Source organism: Streptomyces sp. NPDC043685, from assembly GCF_056436585.1.
Genome location: NZ_JBWKCH010000001.1, coordinates 809333 through 827512, shown reverse-complemented (window position 1 = coordinate 827512; position 18180 = coordinate 809333). Strand labels below are relative to the sequence as shown.

The window sequence follows — 18180 nt, the reverse complement described above, 5'->3', positions numbered from 1 at the left end:
CATCGGCGGAGAGCGCGTGTCCGGGCCGACTTACGCGAAGCGCCACCCAGTACAGCGGCGCGGCCACGTCCCACGCGAAGGCAACCCAACACAGCGGCCGGGTCACGCCCCGCCCAAAGCCCCACCCAACACAGCGGCCCGACCACGCCCCGCGCGAAGGCAACCCAACACAGCGGCCGGGTCACGCCCCACGCAAAGCGCCACCCAACACAGCGGCCCGGTCATGCCCCGCGCAAAGCCATCCGACACAGCGGCCCGACCACGCCCCGCGCCGCCGCCGAGCCACGGCCCCGCTCTCACCGCCCCTTGATCCCGGCGAGCACCTCGGCCGCCGCACGGCCGCAGACGCGGGCCGCGCCGTGGGTGGCGATGTGCAGGGCGCCGCGCGGGACGGCCTGGGGGACGCCCATCTCGATGACGACGGTGTCGGGGCGGGCCGCCAGCAGGACATCGAGGGCGGAGGCCATCCACGGATGGCGGTGTTCGTCGCGGACGACGGCGACGATGCGGCGGGGGCCGGCCGCTTGGAGGGCCGCCCGGCCCGCGCTCTGCCCGGCGTCGCGCCCGGGGCCGTCCCCGGCGGGGAAGCTGCCCGTCACCGTGCCCGGCAGGAGGTGGATGAGCTCGGCGGCGACGCCCCACGGGGTCTCGTCGCCCACGGCGATGTTGGCGACGGGGGTGAGGGCGGCGACGTAGGGGGGTTCGGTGAGGGGCTCGAAGGCGTCGGGGCTGCCGAGGCCCGGCGCGGCCGTCACGGTCAGGGCGCGGCGTGCGGCGTGCAGGCCGATCTCGGTGCCCTGGGAGCCCCGGGTGTCCTCGGGTCCGCGGCCCGCCGTGCCGGTCCAGCGGGCCAGTGCGCGCACCCGGCCGGCGGCCTCGGCGAGCCGTTCCTCCGGGAGTTCGCCGGCCCGCACGGCACTCACCAGGGCGTCGCGCAGACGCAGGACGGTCGCGTCGTCGGCTAGGCCGCCGCCCACGCAGATGGCGTCGGCGCCGGCCGCGACGGCGAGGACGCTGCCGCGTTCGATGCCGTAGGTGCCGGCGATGGCCCGCATCTCCATGCCGTCGGTGACGATGAGGCCCTCGTAGCCGAGTTCGCCGCGGAGCAGGCCGTTGAGAATGCGGCGGGAGAGGGTCGCCGGGTGCTCGGGGTCCAGGGCCGGGACGAGGATGTGGGCGCTCATGACGGCCCGGCTGCCGGCGGCGATGGCGGCGCGGAACGGGGTCAGTTCGCGCTCGGCCAGGACCTCGGCGGAGACGTCGATGCGCGGCAGCGCGTGGTGGGAGTCGACGGCGGTGTCGCCGTGGCCCGGGAAGTGCTTGGTGCAGGCGGCGACCCCGGCGGACTGCAGACCCGTCACATAGGCGGCGGTGTGCCGGGCGGCCAGGTCGGTGTCGGCGCCGAAGGAGCGGACACCGATGACCGGGTTGCGGGGGTCGGAGTTGACGTCGGCGGACGGGGCCCAGTTGAGGTTGACGCCGCAGGCGGCGAGGCGGCGGCCCAGTTCGTGGGCGACCTGCCGGGTCAGCTCCACGTCGTCGACCGCGCCGAGGGCGTGGTTGCCCGGGAAGGAGGAACCGGACCGCACCTCCAGGCGGGTCACGTCGCCGCCCTCCTCGTCGATCGCGACGAGGACGTCGTCGCGCTCGGCCCGCAGCTGGGCGGTCAGGGCGGCCAGTTGGCCGGGGGAGGCGATGTTGCGGCCGAAGAGCCCGACGGAGGCGAGCCCCTCACCGAGCCGGCGCAGCAGCCAGTCGGGGGCGGTGGTGCCGGTGAAGCCGGGCTGGAGAACGGTCAGGGCGTCGCGGGTGAGCGTGTCGGTGCCGCTGGCGAGTGTCGTCATCGGGTGAGGTCATCCCTTCACGGCGCCCGCGGTCAGGCCCGCGGCCATCTTGCGCTGGACGAGGAGGAAGAGGGCGACGATCGGCACGGCCATCATCGTGGCGCCGGCCATCATCGGGGCGTATTCGGTGCCGTGTTTGGTGGTGAAGTTGCCGAGCCAGACGGTCGCGGTCTGGTTCTTCTGGCTGAGCAGCATCAGGGCGTAGAGGTACTCGTTCCAGGCCTGGATGAACCCGTAGACGGAGGTGGCGACCATGCCGGGGGCCAGGAGCGGGAAGACGACCCGCACGAAGGCGCCGGTGCGGGAGCAGCCGTCGACCATGGCGGCCTCCTCCAGTTCCTTCGGGATGTTGACGATGAAGCCCCGCAGCGTCCACACCGTGAAGGGCAGGACGAAGGTCAGGTACGTGATGATGAGGCCGGTCAGCCGGTCGTACTGGCCCAGATCGTTGAGCAGCAGGAACACCGGGATGATCATGGCGACCAGCGGGACCATCTGGACCGCGAGGATGCCCACGATCACTATCTTGCGGCCGCGGAAGGCGAACCGGGAGATGGCGAGCGCGGCCAGCAGTCCGACGGCCATGCCGATGACGACCACGGCCAGCGACACCACCAGGCTGCGGCCCACCGGGCCCCAGAAGTCGGAGATGTTCAGCGCCCGGCTGAAGTTGTCGAGGGTGAGGCCGGTCGGCAGCAGGCTCGGGTCCGGGTCGATGGCGTCCTTGGCGGGTTTGAACGCCGTGTTGAGCATCCAGTAGAGCGGGAAGCCGACGATGACGAAGACCAGGAGGCCGAGGAGGTTCCAGCCCAGCCGTGACCTGCGCCGGCCGGCTCCGGCGAGCGTGCTCATTCGACCTCTCCGATCTTCAGCATCTGCCGCATGTAGACGGCGACCACACCGAGCAGCAGCAGGACGGTGATCAGCGCGATGGCCGAGCCCTGGGCGTAATCGTTGACCACGAACGCCCGGTCGTAGGAGTAGGTGTTGAGGACCTGGAACTCCGGCTCGGGGTGACCGTTGCGCATCACGAACACCTGAGGGAAGACGCCCATGTCCCAGATGACGGACAGGGTCGTGAGCATCACGATGATCGGTTTGAGGACGGGCAGGGTGACATAGCGGAAGACCCCCCAGGAGCCGGCGCCGTCCAGGCGGGCGGCCTCCTCCAGTTCCTTCGGCACCTGGGTGAGGCCCGCGCTGAGCGTGATGACCACGAACGGCACGGCTCCCCAGATCACCAGCAGCATGATCACGGCCAGGCCCTCGGGGCCGCTGGCGAACCAGTTGTGGCCGACCATCTCGACGCCGGGAAGCTTGCTGAGCAGTGCGTTGAGGACGCCGTAGTCGGAGTCGAAGAGCCACTTGAAGACCGTGGTGGCCACGATGACGGGCATGCCCCAACTGGCCACCAGCACGATGTTGATGAGCGTCTTCACCCAGCCGGACACCCGCTGGAGCAGCAGGGCGAGCGCCATGCCGATGACCATGGTGAAGACGACGGCGCCGGTCGCGAAGACGATCGTGCGCACGACGACGGCCCAGAACTCGCCGTCGCCCAGCACCTTGGCGAAGTTGTCGAAGCCGACCGTCTCGGCGGGCTGGAAGCCCCACAGCTGGGACTGCCCGAACTTCTGGAAGGACAGCGTGACCAGGCGGACCAGCGGATAGCCCATGACCAGGGCGAGGATCAGCAGGCAGGGCGCGAGCAGCAGCCAGGGGACGGAGGCGCCGCCCGACGTGCGCTGCCCGCGGGGCCGCCGGTCCTTCGCGGGCGGCGGTGGTGCCTGCCGCGGTGGCGGCACCTTGGTGGGGGTGGTGGTGTCTGCGGCACTCATCGCGCGCTCCTCGGCGGTCCCTCAGGTCTTGACGAGGGCGGGGTCCCACCGGGTGGGGCCCCGCCCGCCAGGTCACTTGGTGTTGATGACCTTGTCGATCGCGGCGTCCGCGTCCTTGGCGGCGGCCTCGACGGACTTCTTGCCGGTGCCGATGCTCTGCAGCATGGTCTGCAGGATCTGCGCCTTCTCGACCTGGCCCCAGCCCGGGGCCATGGGGACGAACCAGCTGGACTCGGCCGCGGTGGCGGGGACCGCCGTCTTCGGGTCGTTCTTGAGCGCCGCGAGGTCGGTCTTGTTGTTGGGCAGGTTGCCCTTGGCCATCAGGCCCTTCTGGCCGGAGGAGCCGGTGAGGGCGTTGATCCACTCGGCGGCCAGGGCCTGGGCGTCGGACTTCACCGGCACGGCGAGGTCGGAGCCGCCCAGGAAGACGGGCATGTTCTTGCCGGAGGGGCCGGGCATCACGAAGTTCTCGAGGTTGCCCTTGAGCTTGCCGCTCTTGTCGTTCTTCGGGTCCTCGGCGGTCGCGCCCTCCCAGGCGGCGGCGAAGATCATGGCGGACTTGCCCTGGCCGTAGACGATGTAGCGGTCGGACTCGTCCTTGGTCTTGTCGCCGTGCATGTACGAGTCGACGACGTTCTTGAACTCCTTGAGGCCCTTGAGCGACTCGGGCGAGGAGAGGGAGGCCTTCCACCGGCCGCCCGACTCCGTGGCGATGGCGCCGCCGGCGTCGTAGACGAAGGACATGGCGGCGTACCAGTCGCGGGTGGGCTGGTACCAGGCGCTGAACTTGTCACCCTGCTTCTTCTGGATCTTGTCCAGGGCGTCGGTCAGCTCCTTGTACGTCTTCGGCGCCGACTTCACCCCGACCGAGGCCGCCACGTCCTTGCGCCAGTTGGCCACGCGGCCGCCCGCGTAGTACGGGACGCCGTAGGTCTTGCCCTCGTAGGTGACGGAGGCCTTGAGGCCGTCGAGCCAGGCGTCGGAGTTGTCGAACGTGCCCTGGTCGAGGGGGGCGAAGGCGCCCTTGACCATGTAGCCGAGCATCTCGGTGTTGCCCATCTCGACCACGTCGGGGGCCTTGTCCGTGGCGAGGACGGCGTCGAGCTTGGCGTTCTTGTCGGGCCAGCCGTAGTACTCGTGGTTGATCTTGACGCCGGGGTGCTTCTTCTTCACCGCGGCGTCGGCGGCCTTCACCAGCTCCGGCCAGTTGTTCTGGGCGTCGACGGTGAGCCAGACGGTCAGTTCCTTGGCGTCCGCGCCCTTGTCGGAGCCGCCGTCACCCTCGCCCCCGCACGCCGCGATGGAGACCATCATGCCCGCGATACCGATCGCGGCTGTCAGCTTGCGCTTCACGCCACCCTCCTCAGGGATGCCACAAACCCCCCTGCTCCCCGCGGTGAGACGTGGGGCGCCAGGACCTGGACCAATGGTATAGACCAGTACGGGGAGCTTGGACCAGACCAGCAGGCCTGTCAAGGGTCGCGATACGGCCCTGACCAGCCGTTATGCGACCTACATATGCAGGAACCTTTAAGTAAGAAGCCAGCGAAAACCCAGGCGGGCACGGCATACTGCGGGTAGACCACAGGGAATGATGGACTAGACCAAAACAGGCGCCGACGGTATACAAGTGGGATCGTTCGGCGGACCGAGCCGGGAAGGCGGAGCATGAGCACCGACGTCAGCAGCGCGGAGAACGAGAACGGGGTGCCCGTCCGTACCGCGCGCGTGCCCAAGTACTACCGCCTGAAGAAGCACCTGCTCGACATGACGGAGACGCAGGCGCCCGGCACACCGGTCCCGCCCGAGCGCACACTGGCGGCGGAGTTCGACACCTCGCGCACCACCGTGCGCCAGGCGCTTCAGGAGCTGGTCGTCGAGGGCCGGCTGGAGCGCATCCAGGGCAAGGGCACCTTCGTCGCCAAGCCGAAGGTCTCGCAGGCGCTGCAACTGACCTCGTACACCGAGGACATGCGCGCCCAGGGTCTCGAACCCACCTCGCAGCTGCTGGACATCGGCTACATCACCGCCGACGACCGCCTGGCCGGGCTGCTCGACATCACGCCCGGCGGGCGCGTGCTGCGCATCGAGCGGCTGCGCATGGCCAACGGCGAGCCGATGGCCATCGAGACCACCCATCTGAGCGCGAAGCGCTTCCCGGCCCTGCGCCGCTCCCTGGTGAAGTACACGTCCCTGTACACCGCGCTCGCCGAGGTCTACGACGTCCGTCTCGCGGAGGCAGAGGAGACCATCGAGACGTCCCTGGCCACCCCGCGCGAGGCCGGCCTGCTCGGCACGGACGTCGGCCTGCCGATGCTGATGCTCTCCCGGCACTCGCTGGACCGGGACGGCCGGCCGGTGGAGTGGGTGCGGTCGGTGTACCGGGGCGACCGGTACAAGTTCGTGGCCCGGCTGAAGCGGCCGGCCGACTAGGTCGTGTCCGCGGCGCTTCCGTCGCTGCTGGGGCGTGGTTTCGGTTGGGTACCGCATTGCGGACGAGGGGTTCCGCTATGGCCACACCCTGACCTAGATTGCCTGCGCATTACAACAGGTGATCACCAAGGGGACGGAGCCGCCTGATGTCGCAAGCACCGCAAGTCAGCAGAGGGCCGGTGGTGACGCCCCTGCGCGTCGTCATCGCCGTCTGCCTCATCGCGCCCTTCGTGGCCATGCTGTGGGTCGGCTCGTACGCGAAGACCGACCCGGCCTTCATCGGGATCCCGTTCTTCTACTGGTACCAGATGGCGTGGGTGCTCATCTCCACCGTCCTGACGATGATCGCCTACAAGCTGTGGCAGCGTGACCAGCGCGCCCGCTCGGCCGCGAAGGGCGGTGCGTCGCGGTGAAGGACGGCGTGAACGGCGTCGCGCTCGGCGTCTTCATCTTCTTCTTCCTGGCCGTGACGGTCATGGGCTTCCTGGCCGCGCGCTGGCGCAAGGCCGAGAACGAGCACAGCCTGGACGAATGGGGCCTGGGCGGCCGCTCGTTCGGGACCTGGATCACCTGGTTCCTGCTCGGCGGCGACCTGTACACGGCGTACACCTTCGTCGCCGTGCCGGCGGCCATCTACGCGGCGGGCGCGGCCGGTTTCTTCGCGGTGCCGTACACCATCCTGGTGTACCCCCTGATCTTCACCTTCCTGCCCCGCCTGTGGTCGGTCTCCCACAAGCACGGGTACGTCACGACCTCCGACTTCGTGCGCGGCCGGTTCGGCTCGAAGGGCCTGTCGCTCGCGGTGGCCGTGACCGGCATCCTGGCGACGATGCCCTACATCGCGCTCCAACTGGTCGGCATCCAGGCCGTGCTGGACGTGATGGGCGTCGGCGGCGGCGAGAACACCAACTGGTTCATCAAGGACCTGCCGCTGCTGATCGCCTTCGGTGTGCTGGCGGCGTACACGTACTCGTCGGGTCTGCGGGCCCCCGCGCTCATCGCGTTCGTGAAGGACACGCTGATCTACATCGTCATCGCGGTGGCGATCATCTACATCCCGATCAAGCTGGGCGGCTTCGACGAGATCTTCGCCAAGGCCGGTGAGGCGTACGGCCAGACCAACCCGGCGACGGGTGCGCCGCGCGGTGCGCTGGTGCCCGCCGAGGCGGGACAGTGGACGTACGCCACGCTGGCGCTGGGCTCCGCCCTGGCCCTCTTCATGTACCCGCACTCCATCACGGCGACGCTGTCCTCGAAGAGCCGTGAGGTGATCCGCCGCAACACCACCATCCTGCCGCTGTACTCCCTGATGCTGGGTCTGCTCGCGCTGCTCGGGTTCATGGCGATCGCGGCCGGCATCAAGGTGCAGAACGGGCAGCTGGCGATCCCGCAGCTGTTCGAGACGATGTTCCCGGACTGGTTCGCGGGCGTGGCCTTCGCGGCGATCGGGATCGGTGCGCTGGTGCCCGCGGCCATCATGTCCATCGCGGCCGCGAACCTCTTCACCCGCAACATCTACAAGGACTTCATCAAGCCGGACGCCACACCGGCGCAGGAGACCAAGGTCTCCAAGCTGGTCTCCCTGCTGGTGAAGGTGGGCGCCCTGGCCTTCGTCCTCACCATGGACAAGACGGTCGCCATCAACTTCCAGCTGCTGGGCGGCATCTGGATCCTGCAGACCTTCCCGGCCCTGGTCGGCGGCCTGTTCACTCGCTGGTTCCACCGCTGGGCGCTGCTCGCGGGCTGGGCCGTCGGCATGGTCTACGGCACGTACGCCGCGTACGGCGTGGCCTCCCCGACCCAGAAGCACTTCGGCGGCTCGGCGAAGGAGATCCCCGGCATCGGGGAGATCGGCTACATCGGCCTCACGGCGTTCGTCCTGAACGTGGTGGTGACGGTGGTCCTGACCTTCGTCCTCAAGGCCCTGAAGGCCCCCGACGGCGTCGACGAGACCAAGCCGGAGGACTACACGGCCGACGCCGGCGACCCGGGCGTCAAGGTCGAACTGCCGCCCGCCACCGCGGGATCCGCCCACTGACGTCCCCGCCGACACCCCCGCGGGCCGCCGAAACGCATGGCGTCGGCGGCCCGCACCCGTACACACTCCTGCCATGGACTTCCGGATCGGCCCCGCACGCCCCGCCCACCACGCCGTCCTCGGCGAGATCACCGCCCGGGCGTACCTCGACGACGGCCTGCTCGACTTCGGCGAGAGCGACGCCTATCTCGCCGAGCTGCGTGACGTCGCCGGGCGCGCCGCCACCGCCGAGGTCCTGGTCGCCACGGCCGACGACGAAGTCCTCGGTGGCGTCACCTTCGTCCCCTCCGGCGGTCCGATGGCCGACATCGCCCGGCCCGGCGAGGCCGAGCTGCGGATGCTCGCGGTGGCTCGCGCGGCCCGGGGGCGTGGCATCGGCGAGGCCCTCGTCCGCGCCTGCGTCGACCGGGCCCGCGCCACCCCGGGCTGCCGCGGCATCGTGCTCTCGACCCAGCGCACCATGCGCTCCGCCCACCGCCTCTACGAACGGGTGGGTTTCGTCCGCACCCCGGAGCGCGACTGGAATCCCCTCCCGGAGCTGGACGACATCACGCTGCTCACCTACGTGCTGACCCTCTGAGAGCGACTGCGACACAACATCTGGGGGTGCCTTCGGCGCCCGGCACAAGATGTATGCTCATGCTCGCTGTCGCCGCAGGGGAATCCGGTGCGAATCCGGAACTGTCCCGCAACGGTGTACCCATGCCCTTTCACAGGTGTATGGGTGTCAGTCCGAGGACCTGCCGACAGCGCACCCGGCCACCCGGCCGGTGTGCCTGACGTCCGGGCCTCGTGGAATGGGCCGGTGGACGCGACGCCGCGTGCGCTCGTGTGCTCCCCCCTGCCCTCGACGAGGCCCCGTGCCGAGCGAGGGAGAGCCCCACGTGACCATCGCGCCAGCCGAACCGGCCTCAGCCGCCGAAGAAGAGCAGGACGCTCCCGGTGCCGCGTTGCTGCGGACCCTGACCGAGCTGACCGCCGACCTCCCCGACACCGATCCCGGCCGGGTCGCCGCCGCCGCGCTGCGCGGCCGGTCCTCGCGTGCGGCCTCCGCCGAGATGATCGCGGAGTTGCGGGAGCTGGCGACGGAGGCCGCGGCCGGTCTGATCTCCGAGGACCCCGCCTACTCCCGGCTGGCCGCCCGGCTGCTGACCATCGGCATCCGCGAGGAGGCCGCCTCCCAGGGCGTCACGTCGTTCACCGAGTCCGTCGCGGTGGGCCACCGCGAGGGGCTCATCGCCGACCGCACCGCCGCGTTCGTACGGCTGCACGCGGCCCGGCTCGACGCGTTGATCGACACCGGCGCCGACGACCGCTTCGGCTACTTCGGCCTGCGCACCCTGCACAGCCGCTACCTGCTGCGGCACCCGATCACCCGCAAGGTGATCGAGACGCCCCAGCACTTCATGCTGCGCGTGGCCGCCGGTCTGGCCGAGGACGACACCAGCCGCTCGGTGGACGAGGTCGCGGCGCTCTACCGGCTGATGAGCCGCCTCGACTACCTCCCCTCCTCCCCCACCCTCTTCAACTCGGGCACCCGGCACCCGCAGATGTCGTCCTGCTACCTCCTCGACTCCCCCAAGGACGAGCTGGACTCCCTCTACGACCGCTACCACCAGGTGGCCCGGCTCTCGAAGCACGCCGGCGGCATCGGACTGGCGTACTCCCGCATCCGCGCCCGGGGTTCGCTGATCCGGGGCACCAACGGGCACTCCAACGGCATCGTCCCGTTCCTGAAGACCCTCGACGCCTCGGTCGCCGCGGTGAACCAGGGCGGCCGGCGCAAGGGCGCGGCCGCGGTCTACCTGGAGACCTGGCACGCCGACATCGAGGAGTTCCTGGAGCTGCGCGACAACACCGGTGAGGACGCCCGCCGCACGCACAACCTGAACCTCGCGCACTGGGTGCCGGACGAGTTCATGCGGCGGGTGAACGCCGACGGGCAGTGGTCGCTGTTCTCCCCCTCGGACGTGCCCGAGCTGGTCGACCTGTGGGGCGAGGAGTTCGACACCGCCTACCGGGCGGCCGAGGCGAAGGGGCTGGCGAGGAAGACCCTGCCCGCCCGTGAACTGTACGGCCGCATGATGCGCACCCTCGCGCAGACCGGCAACGGCTGGATGACCTTCAAGGACGCCGCCAACCGCACCGCCAACCAGACGGCCGAGCCGGGTCACGTCGTGCACTCCTCCAACCTCTGCACGGAGATCCTGGAGGTCACCGACGACGGGGAGACGGCGGTCTGCAACCTGGGCTCGGTCAACCTCGGCGCGTTCGTGACCGGGGGCGGCATCGACTGGGAGCGGCTGGACGAGACCGTCCGTACGGCCGTCACCTTCCTCGACCGGGTCGTCGACATCAACTTCTACCCGACGGAGCAGGCGGGCCGTTCCAACGCCCGCTGGCGCCCGGTCGGCCTCGGCGCGATGGGCCTGCAGGACGTCTTCTTCAAGCTGCGCCTGCCCTTCGACTCGCCCGAGGCCAAGGCGCTGTCCACCCGCATCGCCGAGCGCGTCATGCTCGCCGCGTACGAGGCCTCCGCCGACCTGGCCGAGCGCAACGGCCCGCTGCCGGCCTGGGAGAAGACCCGTACGGCCCGGGGTGTGCTGCACCCCGACCACTACGACGTGGAGTCGACCTGGCCCGAGCGCTGGGCGGCCCTGCGGGAGCGCATCGCCACGACCGGCCTGCGCAACTCGCTGCTCCTCGCGATCGCCCCCACGGCCACCATCGCCTCGATCGCGGGCGTATACGAGTGCATCGAGCCGCAGGTGTCCAACCTGTTCAAGCGCGAGACGCTGTCGGGCGAGTTCCTCCAGGTCAACTCCTACCTGGTGGACGAGCTCAAGCGGCTGGGTGTGTGGGACGCCCGTACCCGGGAGGCCCTGCGCGAGGCCAACGGCTCGGTGCAGGACTTCGCCTGGATCCCCGAGGACGTCCGCGCCCTCTACCGCACGGCCTGGGAGATCCCGCAGCGCGGTCTGATCGACATGGCGGCGGCCAGGACCCCGTTCCTGGACCAGTCCCAGTCCCTGAACCTGTTCCTGGAGACGCCGACGATCGGCAAGCTCTCCTCGATGTACGCCTACGCCTGGAAGTCCGGGCTGAAGACCACGTACTACCTGCGCTCGCGCCCGGCGACCCGTATCGCCCGCGCCGCCCGAGCCGCCGTCCCCGTGCAGGCCACCCCGGACCCCGAAGCGGTCGCCTGCTCCCTGGAAAACCCCGAGTCCTGCGAGGCCTGCCAGTAATGAGCACCCAGAACCTTCTCGACCCCGGCTTCGAGCTCACCCTGCGCCCCATGCGCTACCCGGACTTCTACGAGCGCTACCGGGACGCCATCAAGAACACCTGGACCGTGGAGGAGGTCGACCTCCACTCCGACGTCGCCGACCTCGCCAAGCTCTCCCCCGCGGAGCAGCACCTGATCGGCCGGCTGGTCGCCTTCTTCGCGACGGGTGACTCGATCGTCGCGAACAACCTGGTGCTGACGCTGTACAAGCACATCAACTCCCCCGAGGCGCGGCTGTATCTGAGCCGTCAGCTCTTCGAGGAGGCCGTGCACGTCCAGTTCTATCTGACGCTGCTCGACACCTACCTGCCCGACCCGGAGGACCGCGCGGCGGCCTTCGCGGCGGTGGAGAACATCCCGTCCATCCGCGAGAAGGCGGAGTTCTGCTTCAGGTGGATGGACTCGGTGGAGAAGCTGGACCGGCTGGAGACCCAGGCCGATCGCCGCCGGTTCCTGCTCAACCTGATCTGCTTCGCCGCGTGCATCGAGGGCCTGTTCTTCTACGGCGCCTTCGCCTACGTCTACTGGTTCCGCAGCCGGGGCCTGCTGCACGGCCTCGCGACCGGCACCAACTGGGTGTTCCGCGACGAGACGATGCACATGTCCTTCGCGTTCGACGTGGTCGACACCGTCCGCAAGGAGGAGCCGGAGCTCTTCGACGACCAGCTCCAGGAGCAGGTCGTCGGCATGCTGCGGGAGGCCGTCGAGGCCGAGCTGCAGTTCGCGCGCGACCTGTGCGGGGACGGCCTCCCGGGCATGAACACCGAGTCGATGCGCCAGTACCTGGAGTGTGTCGCAGACCAGCGGCTCACCCGCCTCGGCTTCGCTCCGGTCTACGGCTCGGAGAACCCCTTCTCCTTCATGGAGCTCCAGGGTGTTCAGGAGTTGACCAACTTCTTCGAGCGGCGGCCCTCGGCGTACCAGGTGGCGGTGGAGGGCACCGTCGACCTCGACGAGGACTTCTGAGCCGGCACCTCTCCGCGGGCCTCCTGGGCCTCCCTGATCTGACGGTCGATGCGCCTCTCGCGCACCAGGCCGATCACGGACGGGAGGACCAGGAGGACCAGGATCCCGAGGGTGGCGGTCATTCCGATCAGTGCTTCGATCTGGTTCGTGTTCATGGACACCACTGTCGCGCTGATTGCTCCTTACCGTCAGTGGCAGTACTGCCGTAGACCCTCGAATTACTGCCACCGGCGAGGCACACTGGACGCATGCTGCAGAACGTGGCCGTCGCCCTCCTCGACGGCGTGAATCCCTTCGAGCTCGGTGTGGTGTGCGAAGTCTTCGGCACCGACCGCAGCGACGAGGGCCTGCCGGTGTACGACTTCGCCGTCGCCTCGGCCGAGGGCCCGGTGCTGCGGATGAACTCGGGCTTCTCGCTCCAGGTGGAGCACGGCCTGGAGCGGCTGGAGACGGCCGACCTGATCGCCGTGCCGGCCGGGCACAGCTACGCGTCCCGGGATTTTCCGCCGGAACTGCTGGACGCCCTGCGCCGCGCGGTCGGCCGCGGGGCGCGCGTACTGAGCGTCTGCTCCGGCGTCTTCGTGCTGGCCGCGGCCGGGCTGCTGGACGACCGCCGGTGTGCCACGCACTGGAAGCACGCGAAGGACCTCGCCCGGCAGTACCCGCGCGTGGTCGTCGAGCCGGACGTGCTCTACGTCGACGAGGACCCGGTGATCACCTCCGCCGGCACGGCCGCCGGCATCGACGCCTGCCTCCACCTGGTGCGCAAGGAGCAGGGCAGCGAGGTCGCCAACAAGATCGCCCGGCGGATGGTGGTGCCGCCCCACCGCGACGGCGGCCAGGCCCAGTTCATCGAGCGCCCGCTCCCCCAGCCCGAGGGCGACACCATCGGCGAGGTGCTGGCGTGGATGGAGCGCCATCTCGACGAGGAGGTCACCGTCGAGCAGCTCGCCACCCACGCCCACATGTCCCCGCGCACGTTCGCCCGCCGCTTCCAGCAGGAGACGGGGACGACTCCCTACCGCTGGATCCTGCGCCAGCGGGTGCTGCTGGCCCAGCGGCTGCTGGAGGCGACGGACGAGACCATGGACGCGATCGCCGGCCGCACGGGGTTCGGCAACGCGGCCACCCTGCGCCACCACTTCGTGCGGGCGGTCGGGACCACCCCGAACGCCTACCGGCGGACCTTCAGGGGTCCCGAGGCGGCCTGAGGCCTGGGGCTCTCACCTCGCCACCGGCCGCACCCGCAGGTCGTGGGGCCGGAGCGTGATCCCCACCCGGGTGTCGTCCCGCGACCCCGCCACCTGCTCGAAGCGGTACTTGGTCGCCAGCGCCGCCGTGATCAGCGTCAGCTGGGCCATCGAGAAGTGGTCGCTCGGGCACTTGCGGTTGCCCACGCTGAAGGGGCTCATGGCGTGCTTCGGGATCTCCTTGACCCGGTCCGGAAGCCAGCGGTCGGGGTCGAACTCCAGATTTCGCTCGTACGACTTCGGATCGCGCTGGATCGCGTACGGGCTGTAGATGATGTCCGCCCCGGACGGAATACGGTATGCACCGAGTTCCGTGTCCCGCACGGCCCGGCGCGTCAGAATCCAGACGGCCGGGCTCAAACGCATGGACTCGACGACGACATTGTTGGTGTGCCTGAGTCCTCGGACGTCTGCGAATGCCACCGGCCTACCACCGGTGACGGCCTGCACTTCGTCCCGCACCCGGTCGGCGTGTTCGGGGTGCTCCGCGAGCATATGCAACAGCCACATGATCGTGGAGGCGATGGTTTCGCTGCCGGGGGTGAGGATGGCGACGACCTGATCGTGGATCTCCTGTTCCCCGATCGGGTCGCCATTCTCGTCCTTCGCCTCCAGCAATGCCGTCAGCAAATCGTCCGGCTTTTGACCGGATGCGCGGCGCTCGGCGACGATCTCGTCGACCAGGAGGTGCAAATCGGCCAATGCCCGGTTGAATTCGCGGTTGGCCGGGAGAGGCAGGTGGTAGAGCGGCCCGAGCGGGACCACCATGCGCCGGTACATCCCGCGGAAGACGGTGGCGAGGGCGACGCACAGCCGCTCCGCCCGCTCGTCCATGAAGTCCCCGCGCAGCAGACAGCGGGCCGCGATGCGCACGGCCACCCGGAAGGACTCGGAGGTGCAGTCGATCGTCTCGCCGGGCTTCCAGCGCTCGGTGAGGGCGTGGGCCTCCTCCTCCATGATCGGGCCGTAGGCGGGAATGGCGTCGAGCCGGAACGCTGGCTGGATGGTGCGCCGCTGGCGCCGGTGCCGGGGGCCGTTCGCCGTGGCCACGCCCTCCTTGCCGAGCAGGCCCTCCAGGGACTCCCACAGCGGCCCGGCGATGATGAAGTCGTTGCTCAGCGCCAGGGCGCCGGTCAGGTCCGGGGTGGTGACCGCGTACACCGTCTTCGGCCCGATCTTCAGCCGGACGACCTCACCGTGGTCGCGCAGCCGGGACATGAACGCCAGCGGGTCGCGCGCCAGCCTCCAGCCGTGCCCGAGCAGGGGCACACCACCGCCCGCCCGGGGCGGCTCGCGCAGCTCCACGGCCGGCGGGATCCCGGGCTTCACTGACTCGACGGTCATTTCTCACCTGCCGCTTCGTTGTTGACGTACGGGGGCGTGGACCGGTCGTCCCAGCTGTCGACCATGTACCGGCCGGACTCATGGTGGAACCAGTAGACGGAACTGAACCAGTTCCGCATATTGCCGAGGCAGGCCCGCACGGCGGCGCTCAGTTCCTTTCCGCGCACGGAGCCGTCGGCGAGTTCGTCGGCGAACCGTAAGGCGTCCAGTTCGACGTCGATGAAATCGGTGATGCATTTCTCGACACGGTTTCTGACTTCCGCGACCGCCTGTTCCAGCGTCAGCCCCTCATGGGTGATGAGGCTGATTCCTAGATTGTGCACCTCGTCGCCGGCTATCTCCTTAGGCAATGAGCAGAGATCGTTGTACCACGCGGCGAATTCCTGGCTGAGCAGTGCCGCCCGCCGATAGGCCGGGTGGTGCCGCACCGCATCCGGCAGTTCACAGCCGGCGGTCGGCTCCAGCAGGTCCGTCCATATCCAGTGCGCGAAGGTGAGCCGGCGCAATCGGAGGTATTCCTCCACCGTCGGCACGATTCCCCGCGTGCGGTTGTGGAACTCCTGGTCGTACGCGTCGATCACCGCGTGGAAGTGCCGGGCGAACCGGAGGTTCCACGTCTGGGGCAGGAAGCCGTACAGCCGCAGCACACTGTCCGCGAACCCGGCGACCAGTGCGTCCTCGTGGTGCAGATGCTCCCCGGGCGAGTCCAGCGCCGAGTGCAGCCGGTCCCGCAGCAGCGCCCAGGCGGCGGGACGGCCGTGCACGATGTCCCGGTCGTGCCGGTCGTCCCAGACGAAGAACCATGCGCTGTAGTCGGCGATCGCCTGCATGACCTCGTCGGGGGCTCCGATGTAGTACCCCGCCATGAGGTCGGTGTAGCAAAGGCCGTCGGCATATTCCTCCACCTTGTCCGCGGGCATGAGCCGCTTTTCGAGCAGCCAGGCCCTGGTCTTCTCCTGGCACTTCGGCCAATACGGGTGGAGTCGCCGTGGAAACGCCGCCTCGATCACCGGGAGAGAGAGCGACGGTGGAACTGCGATCGTGGCCGGTGTCGGTGTGGTGCCGTGTGACAAAGCATGCACGAACTAACCCCTCTCAGCCGCCAGTTGGCGCGGGCGCCCCTCCCTTCGTGCCGGGCGTGCGCCGTTGCATACCCCGCTCAAACCATTCAGCACTACAACTGACCGTTCTGGGAACGTATTTGCTTCATTCACTACCCCACACTGCCGGGTATCTCCCGTTGTGTGACTGGCAGCGGATCACCAGGAGAGCAGAAGCGATCGAACGTGCGACGGACAGGCGAACGGCACAGACGAACGGCGCCTGTTCAGGGTGGGGAACCCGAACAGACGCCGTGCGCCAGGTGAGCCTGAGGTTTCAGTCGTTGGCCACCACGGGGTAGCGGGGCTCGTTCTCGGCCATCTGCCGCAGCGCGTCCTTGCGCTCGCGCTTGGAGAGCCGGTCGATGTACAGGTAGCCGTAGAGGTGATCCGTCTCGTGCTGCAAACACCGAGCGAAGTATCCGGTGCCGCGCACCTTGATCGGGTTGCCCTTCTCGTCCTGCCCGGTCACCTCGGCGTAGTCGGGCCGGGCGAGCGGCGCGTACGCGGTGGGCACCGACAGACAGCCCTCGTTGCTGTCGTCCAGGCGGCGCTTCTCGGCGGGCAGCTCGACGAGCTTGGGATTGCAGACGACACCGGTGTGCCGGACACCCTCGTCGTCGGGGCAGTCGTAGACGAAGACCTTCGCGTCGACGCCGATCTGGTTGGCGGCCAGGCCCACGCCCTCGGCGGTGCGCTGGCTGGCGAACATGTCCGCGACGAGCTGCTGGAACTCGTCGCCGAAGTCGGTGACGTCCTTGCACTCCTTGTGCAGCACCGGGTTCCCGACCACCGTGATGGGCCGCGAGGTCCCCCGCTCACGCCAGGCCGCCTCGCGCTCCTCGCAGTCCTCCGTGTCGATCACGTACCCCTCGTCATCGACGGGGAGCACGCCCGCGTGCTGCTGATCGGTGTCCTGCTGAGCCATGACGTTACGTACGCCTTCCTGAACCTAACCGGGCTGAGATGCTGATACAGGGTACGGGGCAGGTGCCCCTTCAGGGGCGCGGGGAACTGCGCGACAAGCCCCCACGCCGCCGCAGCGGCACGACGGCCTCAGCACACTTCTTCCAAATCCCGCCAATCCCGGGAATCCGGACTGTCGGCCACCCACCCGTCCAGCAACCCCCGAACCAGCGAAGCCGGCGCGGCCAACCCGCACTCCCGCTCCGGCACCCACAACTGCCCGTCCGTCCGATGCCCCAGCGGCCCGGGATGCCCCGGCTCACTGTGGTCGTGCGGATCGAGATGCTCCCCGTCGCCCTCGTCGGACGGCATCCGGGACTCCGAGCACATCCGGCACAGCAACCGCACCGAGGACGACCAGTCCTCCGCGGCGAACCCCGCGTCCCCGGCGAGCTGCTCCAGCGCGTCCCGGTCCTCCTCGGTCGCCGCCTCCAGCAGCACCACCCACGTCGGCACCGGCGAGGGCGCCCACAGCTCGATCTCGTCGAACACCGGGTAGGTGTGCCCGGCGGCCGTGGTCCGCTCGCCGTGCGGCACGCCGTCGTGCAGCACGACCTCGCCCCAGCGCCGCCCCGAGGAGGGCAGCGGGATGGACAGCACCTCGATCCGCGCGGGATCCAGCCGCCGTCCCCACACGACCTCGGCCTCGCCCTCCGGGGACAGCCGCACGGCCGCGCTGCCGAGGTCCATGCCGAGGGGCTCACCGGAGTCGTTGGCCGCCCCCGGCACCCGCAGCCCGTAGGCCTGCCAGGCCCGCCGGGCCAGCGGCCAGTCCTGGAGCGCGGTCGCGGCGATGCCGACGTTCCACCAGTCGGGCGCGCCCGCGTCCCGGTCCAGCAGGGCCACGGCCCTCAGTCCGGCCGCCCGCGCCTGCTCCCAGTCGTGCCGGAACTTGTGCAGCAGCGCGAGGTTGAACCAGGACTCGGAAAGCCAGGGCTCCAGATCGGCGGCACGTGTCAGCAGCGCGCCCGCGTCCTCGTACCGGCCGTCGCCGATGAGGGTGAATGCCCGGTCTGTGGCCTGCCGCCAGGAGGCGGAGGGCCGGTGCCGTCCCTTGCCGAAGATCCTCACGATTCCCGCCTGCCAGTTCCGTGCGGTGGGCTGGCCGTAGC

General features: G+C 69.6%; 16 protein-coding genes and 1 riboswitch. Of the genes, 7 read left to right on the top strand and 9 right to left on the bottom strand.

What is annotated here, in order from left to right:
- Positions 1-296 precede the first annotated feature (296 nt).
- From AC0665_RS03890 to AC0665_RS03875, 4 genes are all read right to left on the bottom strand, one after another.
- Positions 297-1844 carry a glycoside hydrolase family 3 protein gene (locus AC0665_RS03890; protein ID WP_478704362.1) on the bottom strand — a complete coding sequence of 516 codons (1548 nt, stop codon included), beginning with the start codon at positions 1842-1844 and terminating at the stop codon, positions 297-299.
- 9 nt (positions 1845-1853) lie between these two features.
- On the bottom strand, positions 1854-2696 hold the full coding sequence (locus tag AC0665_RS03885) for a carbohydrate ABC transporter permease (protein ID WP_468407449.1): 843 nt from the start codon (positions 2694-2696) through the stop codon (positions 1854-1856).
- Positions 2693-3682, bottom strand: coding sequence for a carbohydrate ABC transporter permease (locus AC0665_RS03880; protein ID WP_468638691.1), 990 nt, complete (start codon positions 3680-3682; stop codon positions 2693-2695). The genes AC0665_RS03885 and AC0665_RS03880 overlap by 4 nt, the downstream gene beginning before the upstream one ends.
- A gap of 72 nt (positions 3683-3754) precedes the next feature.
- Positions 3755-5035 carry an extracellular solute-binding protein gene (locus AC0665_RS03875; protein WP_478704361.1) on the bottom strand — a complete coding sequence of 427 codons (1281 nt, stop codon included), beginning with the start codon at positions 5033-5035 and terminating at the stop codon, positions 3755-3757.
- A 315-nt stretch (positions 5036-5350) separates the two neighbouring features.
- Between AC0665_RS03875 and AC0665_RS03870 the strand changes: the two genes are divergently transcribed.
- The 6 genes from AC0665_RS03870 to AC0665_RS03845 all read left to right on the top strand — a co-directional run bounded on the left by AC0665_RS03870 (position 5351) and on the right by AC0665_RS03845 (position 12408).
- Positions 5351-6115: a GntR family transcriptional regulator gene (locus AC0665_RS03870; protein ID WP_363117207.1), complete on the top strand. Its 765-nt coding sequence runs from the start codon at positions 5351-5353 to the stop codon at positions 6113-6115.
- 146 nt (positions 6116-6261) lie between these two features.
- The gene (locus AC0665_RS03865) at positions 6262-6528 is read left to right on the top strand and encodes a DUF3311 domain-containing protein (protein ID WP_468407441.1); all 267 of its coding nucleotides are present in this window, start codon (positions 6262-6264) and stop codon (positions 6526-6528) included.
- Entirely contained in the window at positions 6525-8153 is a 1629-nt protein-coding gene (gene mctP, locus AC0665_RS03860) for a monocarboxylate uptake permease MctP (RefSeq protein ID WP_478704360.1), read from the top strand. Before AC0665_RS03865 ends, mctP begins: the two co-directional genes overlap by 4 nt.
- 73 nt (positions 8154-8226) lie before the next feature.
- Positions 8227-8733: a GNAT family N-acetyltransferase gene (locus tag AC0665_RS03855; RefSeq protein ID WP_478704359.1), complete on the top strand. Its 507-nt coding sequence runs from the start codon at positions 8227-8229 to the stop codon at positions 8731-8733.
- A 16-nt stretch (positions 8734-8749) separates the two neighbouring features.
- A riboswitch (cobalamin riboswitch) is annotated at positions 8750-8915 on the top strand.
- A gap of 122 nt (positions 8916-9037) precedes the next feature.
- A complete protein-coding gene (locus tag AC0665_RS03850; RefSeq protein WP_478704358.1) occupies positions 9038-11401 on the top strand; it encodes a ribonucleoside-diphosphate reductase subunit alpha in 2364 nt (787 codons plus the stop codon).
- On the top strand, positions 11401-12408 hold the full coding sequence (locus AC0665_RS03845; protein ID WP_468407433.1) for a ribonucleotide-diphosphate reductase subunit beta: 1008 nt from the start codon (positions 11401-11403) through the stop codon (positions 12406-12408). The genes AC0665_RS03850 and AC0665_RS03845 overlap by 1 nt, the downstream gene beginning before the upstream one ends.
- Here the strand turns inward: AC0665_RS03845 and AC0665_RS03840 are convergent.
- Entirely contained in the window at positions 12321-12563 is a 243-nt protein-coding gene (locus AC0665_RS03840) for a hypothetical protein (RefSeq protein ID WP_363117201.1), read from the bottom strand. The two genes, AC0665_RS03845 and AC0665_RS03840, sit on opposite strands and share 88 nt — an antisense overlap.
- 93 nt (positions 12564-12656) lie before the next feature.
- On the opposite strand from AC0665_RS03840, the gene AC0665_RS03835 reads away from it, so the two are divergent.
- Positions 12657-13619, top strand: a complete 963-nt coding sequence (locus AC0665_RS03835) for a helix-turn-helix domain-containing protein (RefSeq protein WP_366052549.1) — start codon at positions 12657-12659, stop codon at positions 13617-13619.
- A gap of 12 nt (positions 13620-13631) precedes the next feature.
- Here AC0665_RS03835 and AC0665_RS03830 read toward each other — a convergent pair whose 3' ends face one another.
- From AC0665_RS03830 to AC0665_RS03815, 4 genes are all read right to left on the bottom strand, one after another.
- Entirely contained in the window at positions 13632-15002 is a 1371-nt protein-coding gene (locus tag AC0665_RS03830; protein ID WP_478609907.1) for a bifunctional albaflavenone monooxygenase/terpene synthase, read from the bottom strand.
- A complete protein-coding gene (gene cyc1 / locus AC0665_RS03825) occupies positions 14999-16084 on the bottom strand; it encodes an epi-isozizaene synthase (protein WP_478609905.1) in 1086 nt (361 codons plus the stop codon). The genes AC0665_RS03830 and cyc1 overlap by 4 nt, the downstream gene beginning before the upstream one ends.
- A 295-nt stretch (positions 16085-16379) precedes the next feature.
- A complete protein-coding gene (def, locus tag AC0665_RS03820; protein WP_363117197.1) occupies positions 16380-17030 on the bottom strand; it encodes a peptide deformylase in 651 nt (216 codons plus the stop codon).
- Between the two features lie 128 nt (positions 17031-17158).
- Positions 17159-18139, bottom strand: a complete 981-nt coding sequence (locus AC0665_RS03815) for a tetratricopeptide repeat protein (protein ID WP_478610052.1) — start codon at positions 18137-18139, stop codon at positions 17159-17161.
- Between the last annotated feature and the right edge of the window lie 41 nt (positions 18140-18180).

Bases quoted from the DNA above. Each gene is read 5' to 3' on its own strand.
- AC0665_RS03890 (WP_478704362.1), bottom strand. From the start codon at position 1,844: ATGACGACACTCGCCAGCGGCACCGACACGCTCACCCGCGACGCCCTG.
- AC0665_RS03885 (WP_468407449.1), bottom strand. From the start codon at position 2,696: ATGAGCACGCTCGCCGGAGCCGGCCGGCGCAGGTCACGGCTGGGCTGG.
- AC0665_RS03880 (WP_468638691.1), bottom strand. From the start codon at position 3,682: ATGAGTGCCGCAGACACCACCACCCCCACCAAGGTGCCGCCACCGCGG.
- AC0665_RS03870 (WP_363117207.1), top strand. From the start codon at position 5,351: ATGAGCACCGACGTCAGCAGCGCGGAGAACGAGAACGGGGTGCCCGTC.
- AC0665_RS03865 (WP_468407441.1), top strand. From the start codon at position 6,262: ATGTCGCAAGCACCGCAAGTCAGCAGAGGGCCGGTGGTGACGCCCCTG.
- AC0665_RS03855 (WP_478704359.1), top strand. From the start codon at position 8,227: ATGGACTTCCGGATCGGCCCCGCACGCCCCGCCCACCACGCCGTCCTC.
- AC0665_RS03845 (WP_468407433.1), top strand. From the start codon at position 11,401: ATGAGCACCCAGAACCTTCTCGACCCCGGCTTCGAGCTCACCCTGCGC.
- AC0665_RS03840 (WP_363117201.1), bottom strand. From the start codon at position 12,563: ATGAACACGAACCAGATCGAAGCACTGATCGGAATGACCGCCACCCTC.
- AC0665_RS03835 (WP_366052549.1), top strand. From the start codon at position 12,657: ATGCTGCAGAACGTGGCCGTCGCCCTCCTCGACGGCGTGAATCCCTTC.
- AC0665_RS03830 (WP_478609907.1), bottom strand. From the start codon at position 15,002: ATGACCGTCGAGTCAGTGAAGCCCGGGATCCCGCCGGCCGTGGAGCTG.
- def (WP_363117197.1), bottom strand. From the start codon at position 17,030: ATGGCTCAGCAGGACACCGATCAGCAGCACGCGGGCGTGCTCCCCGTC.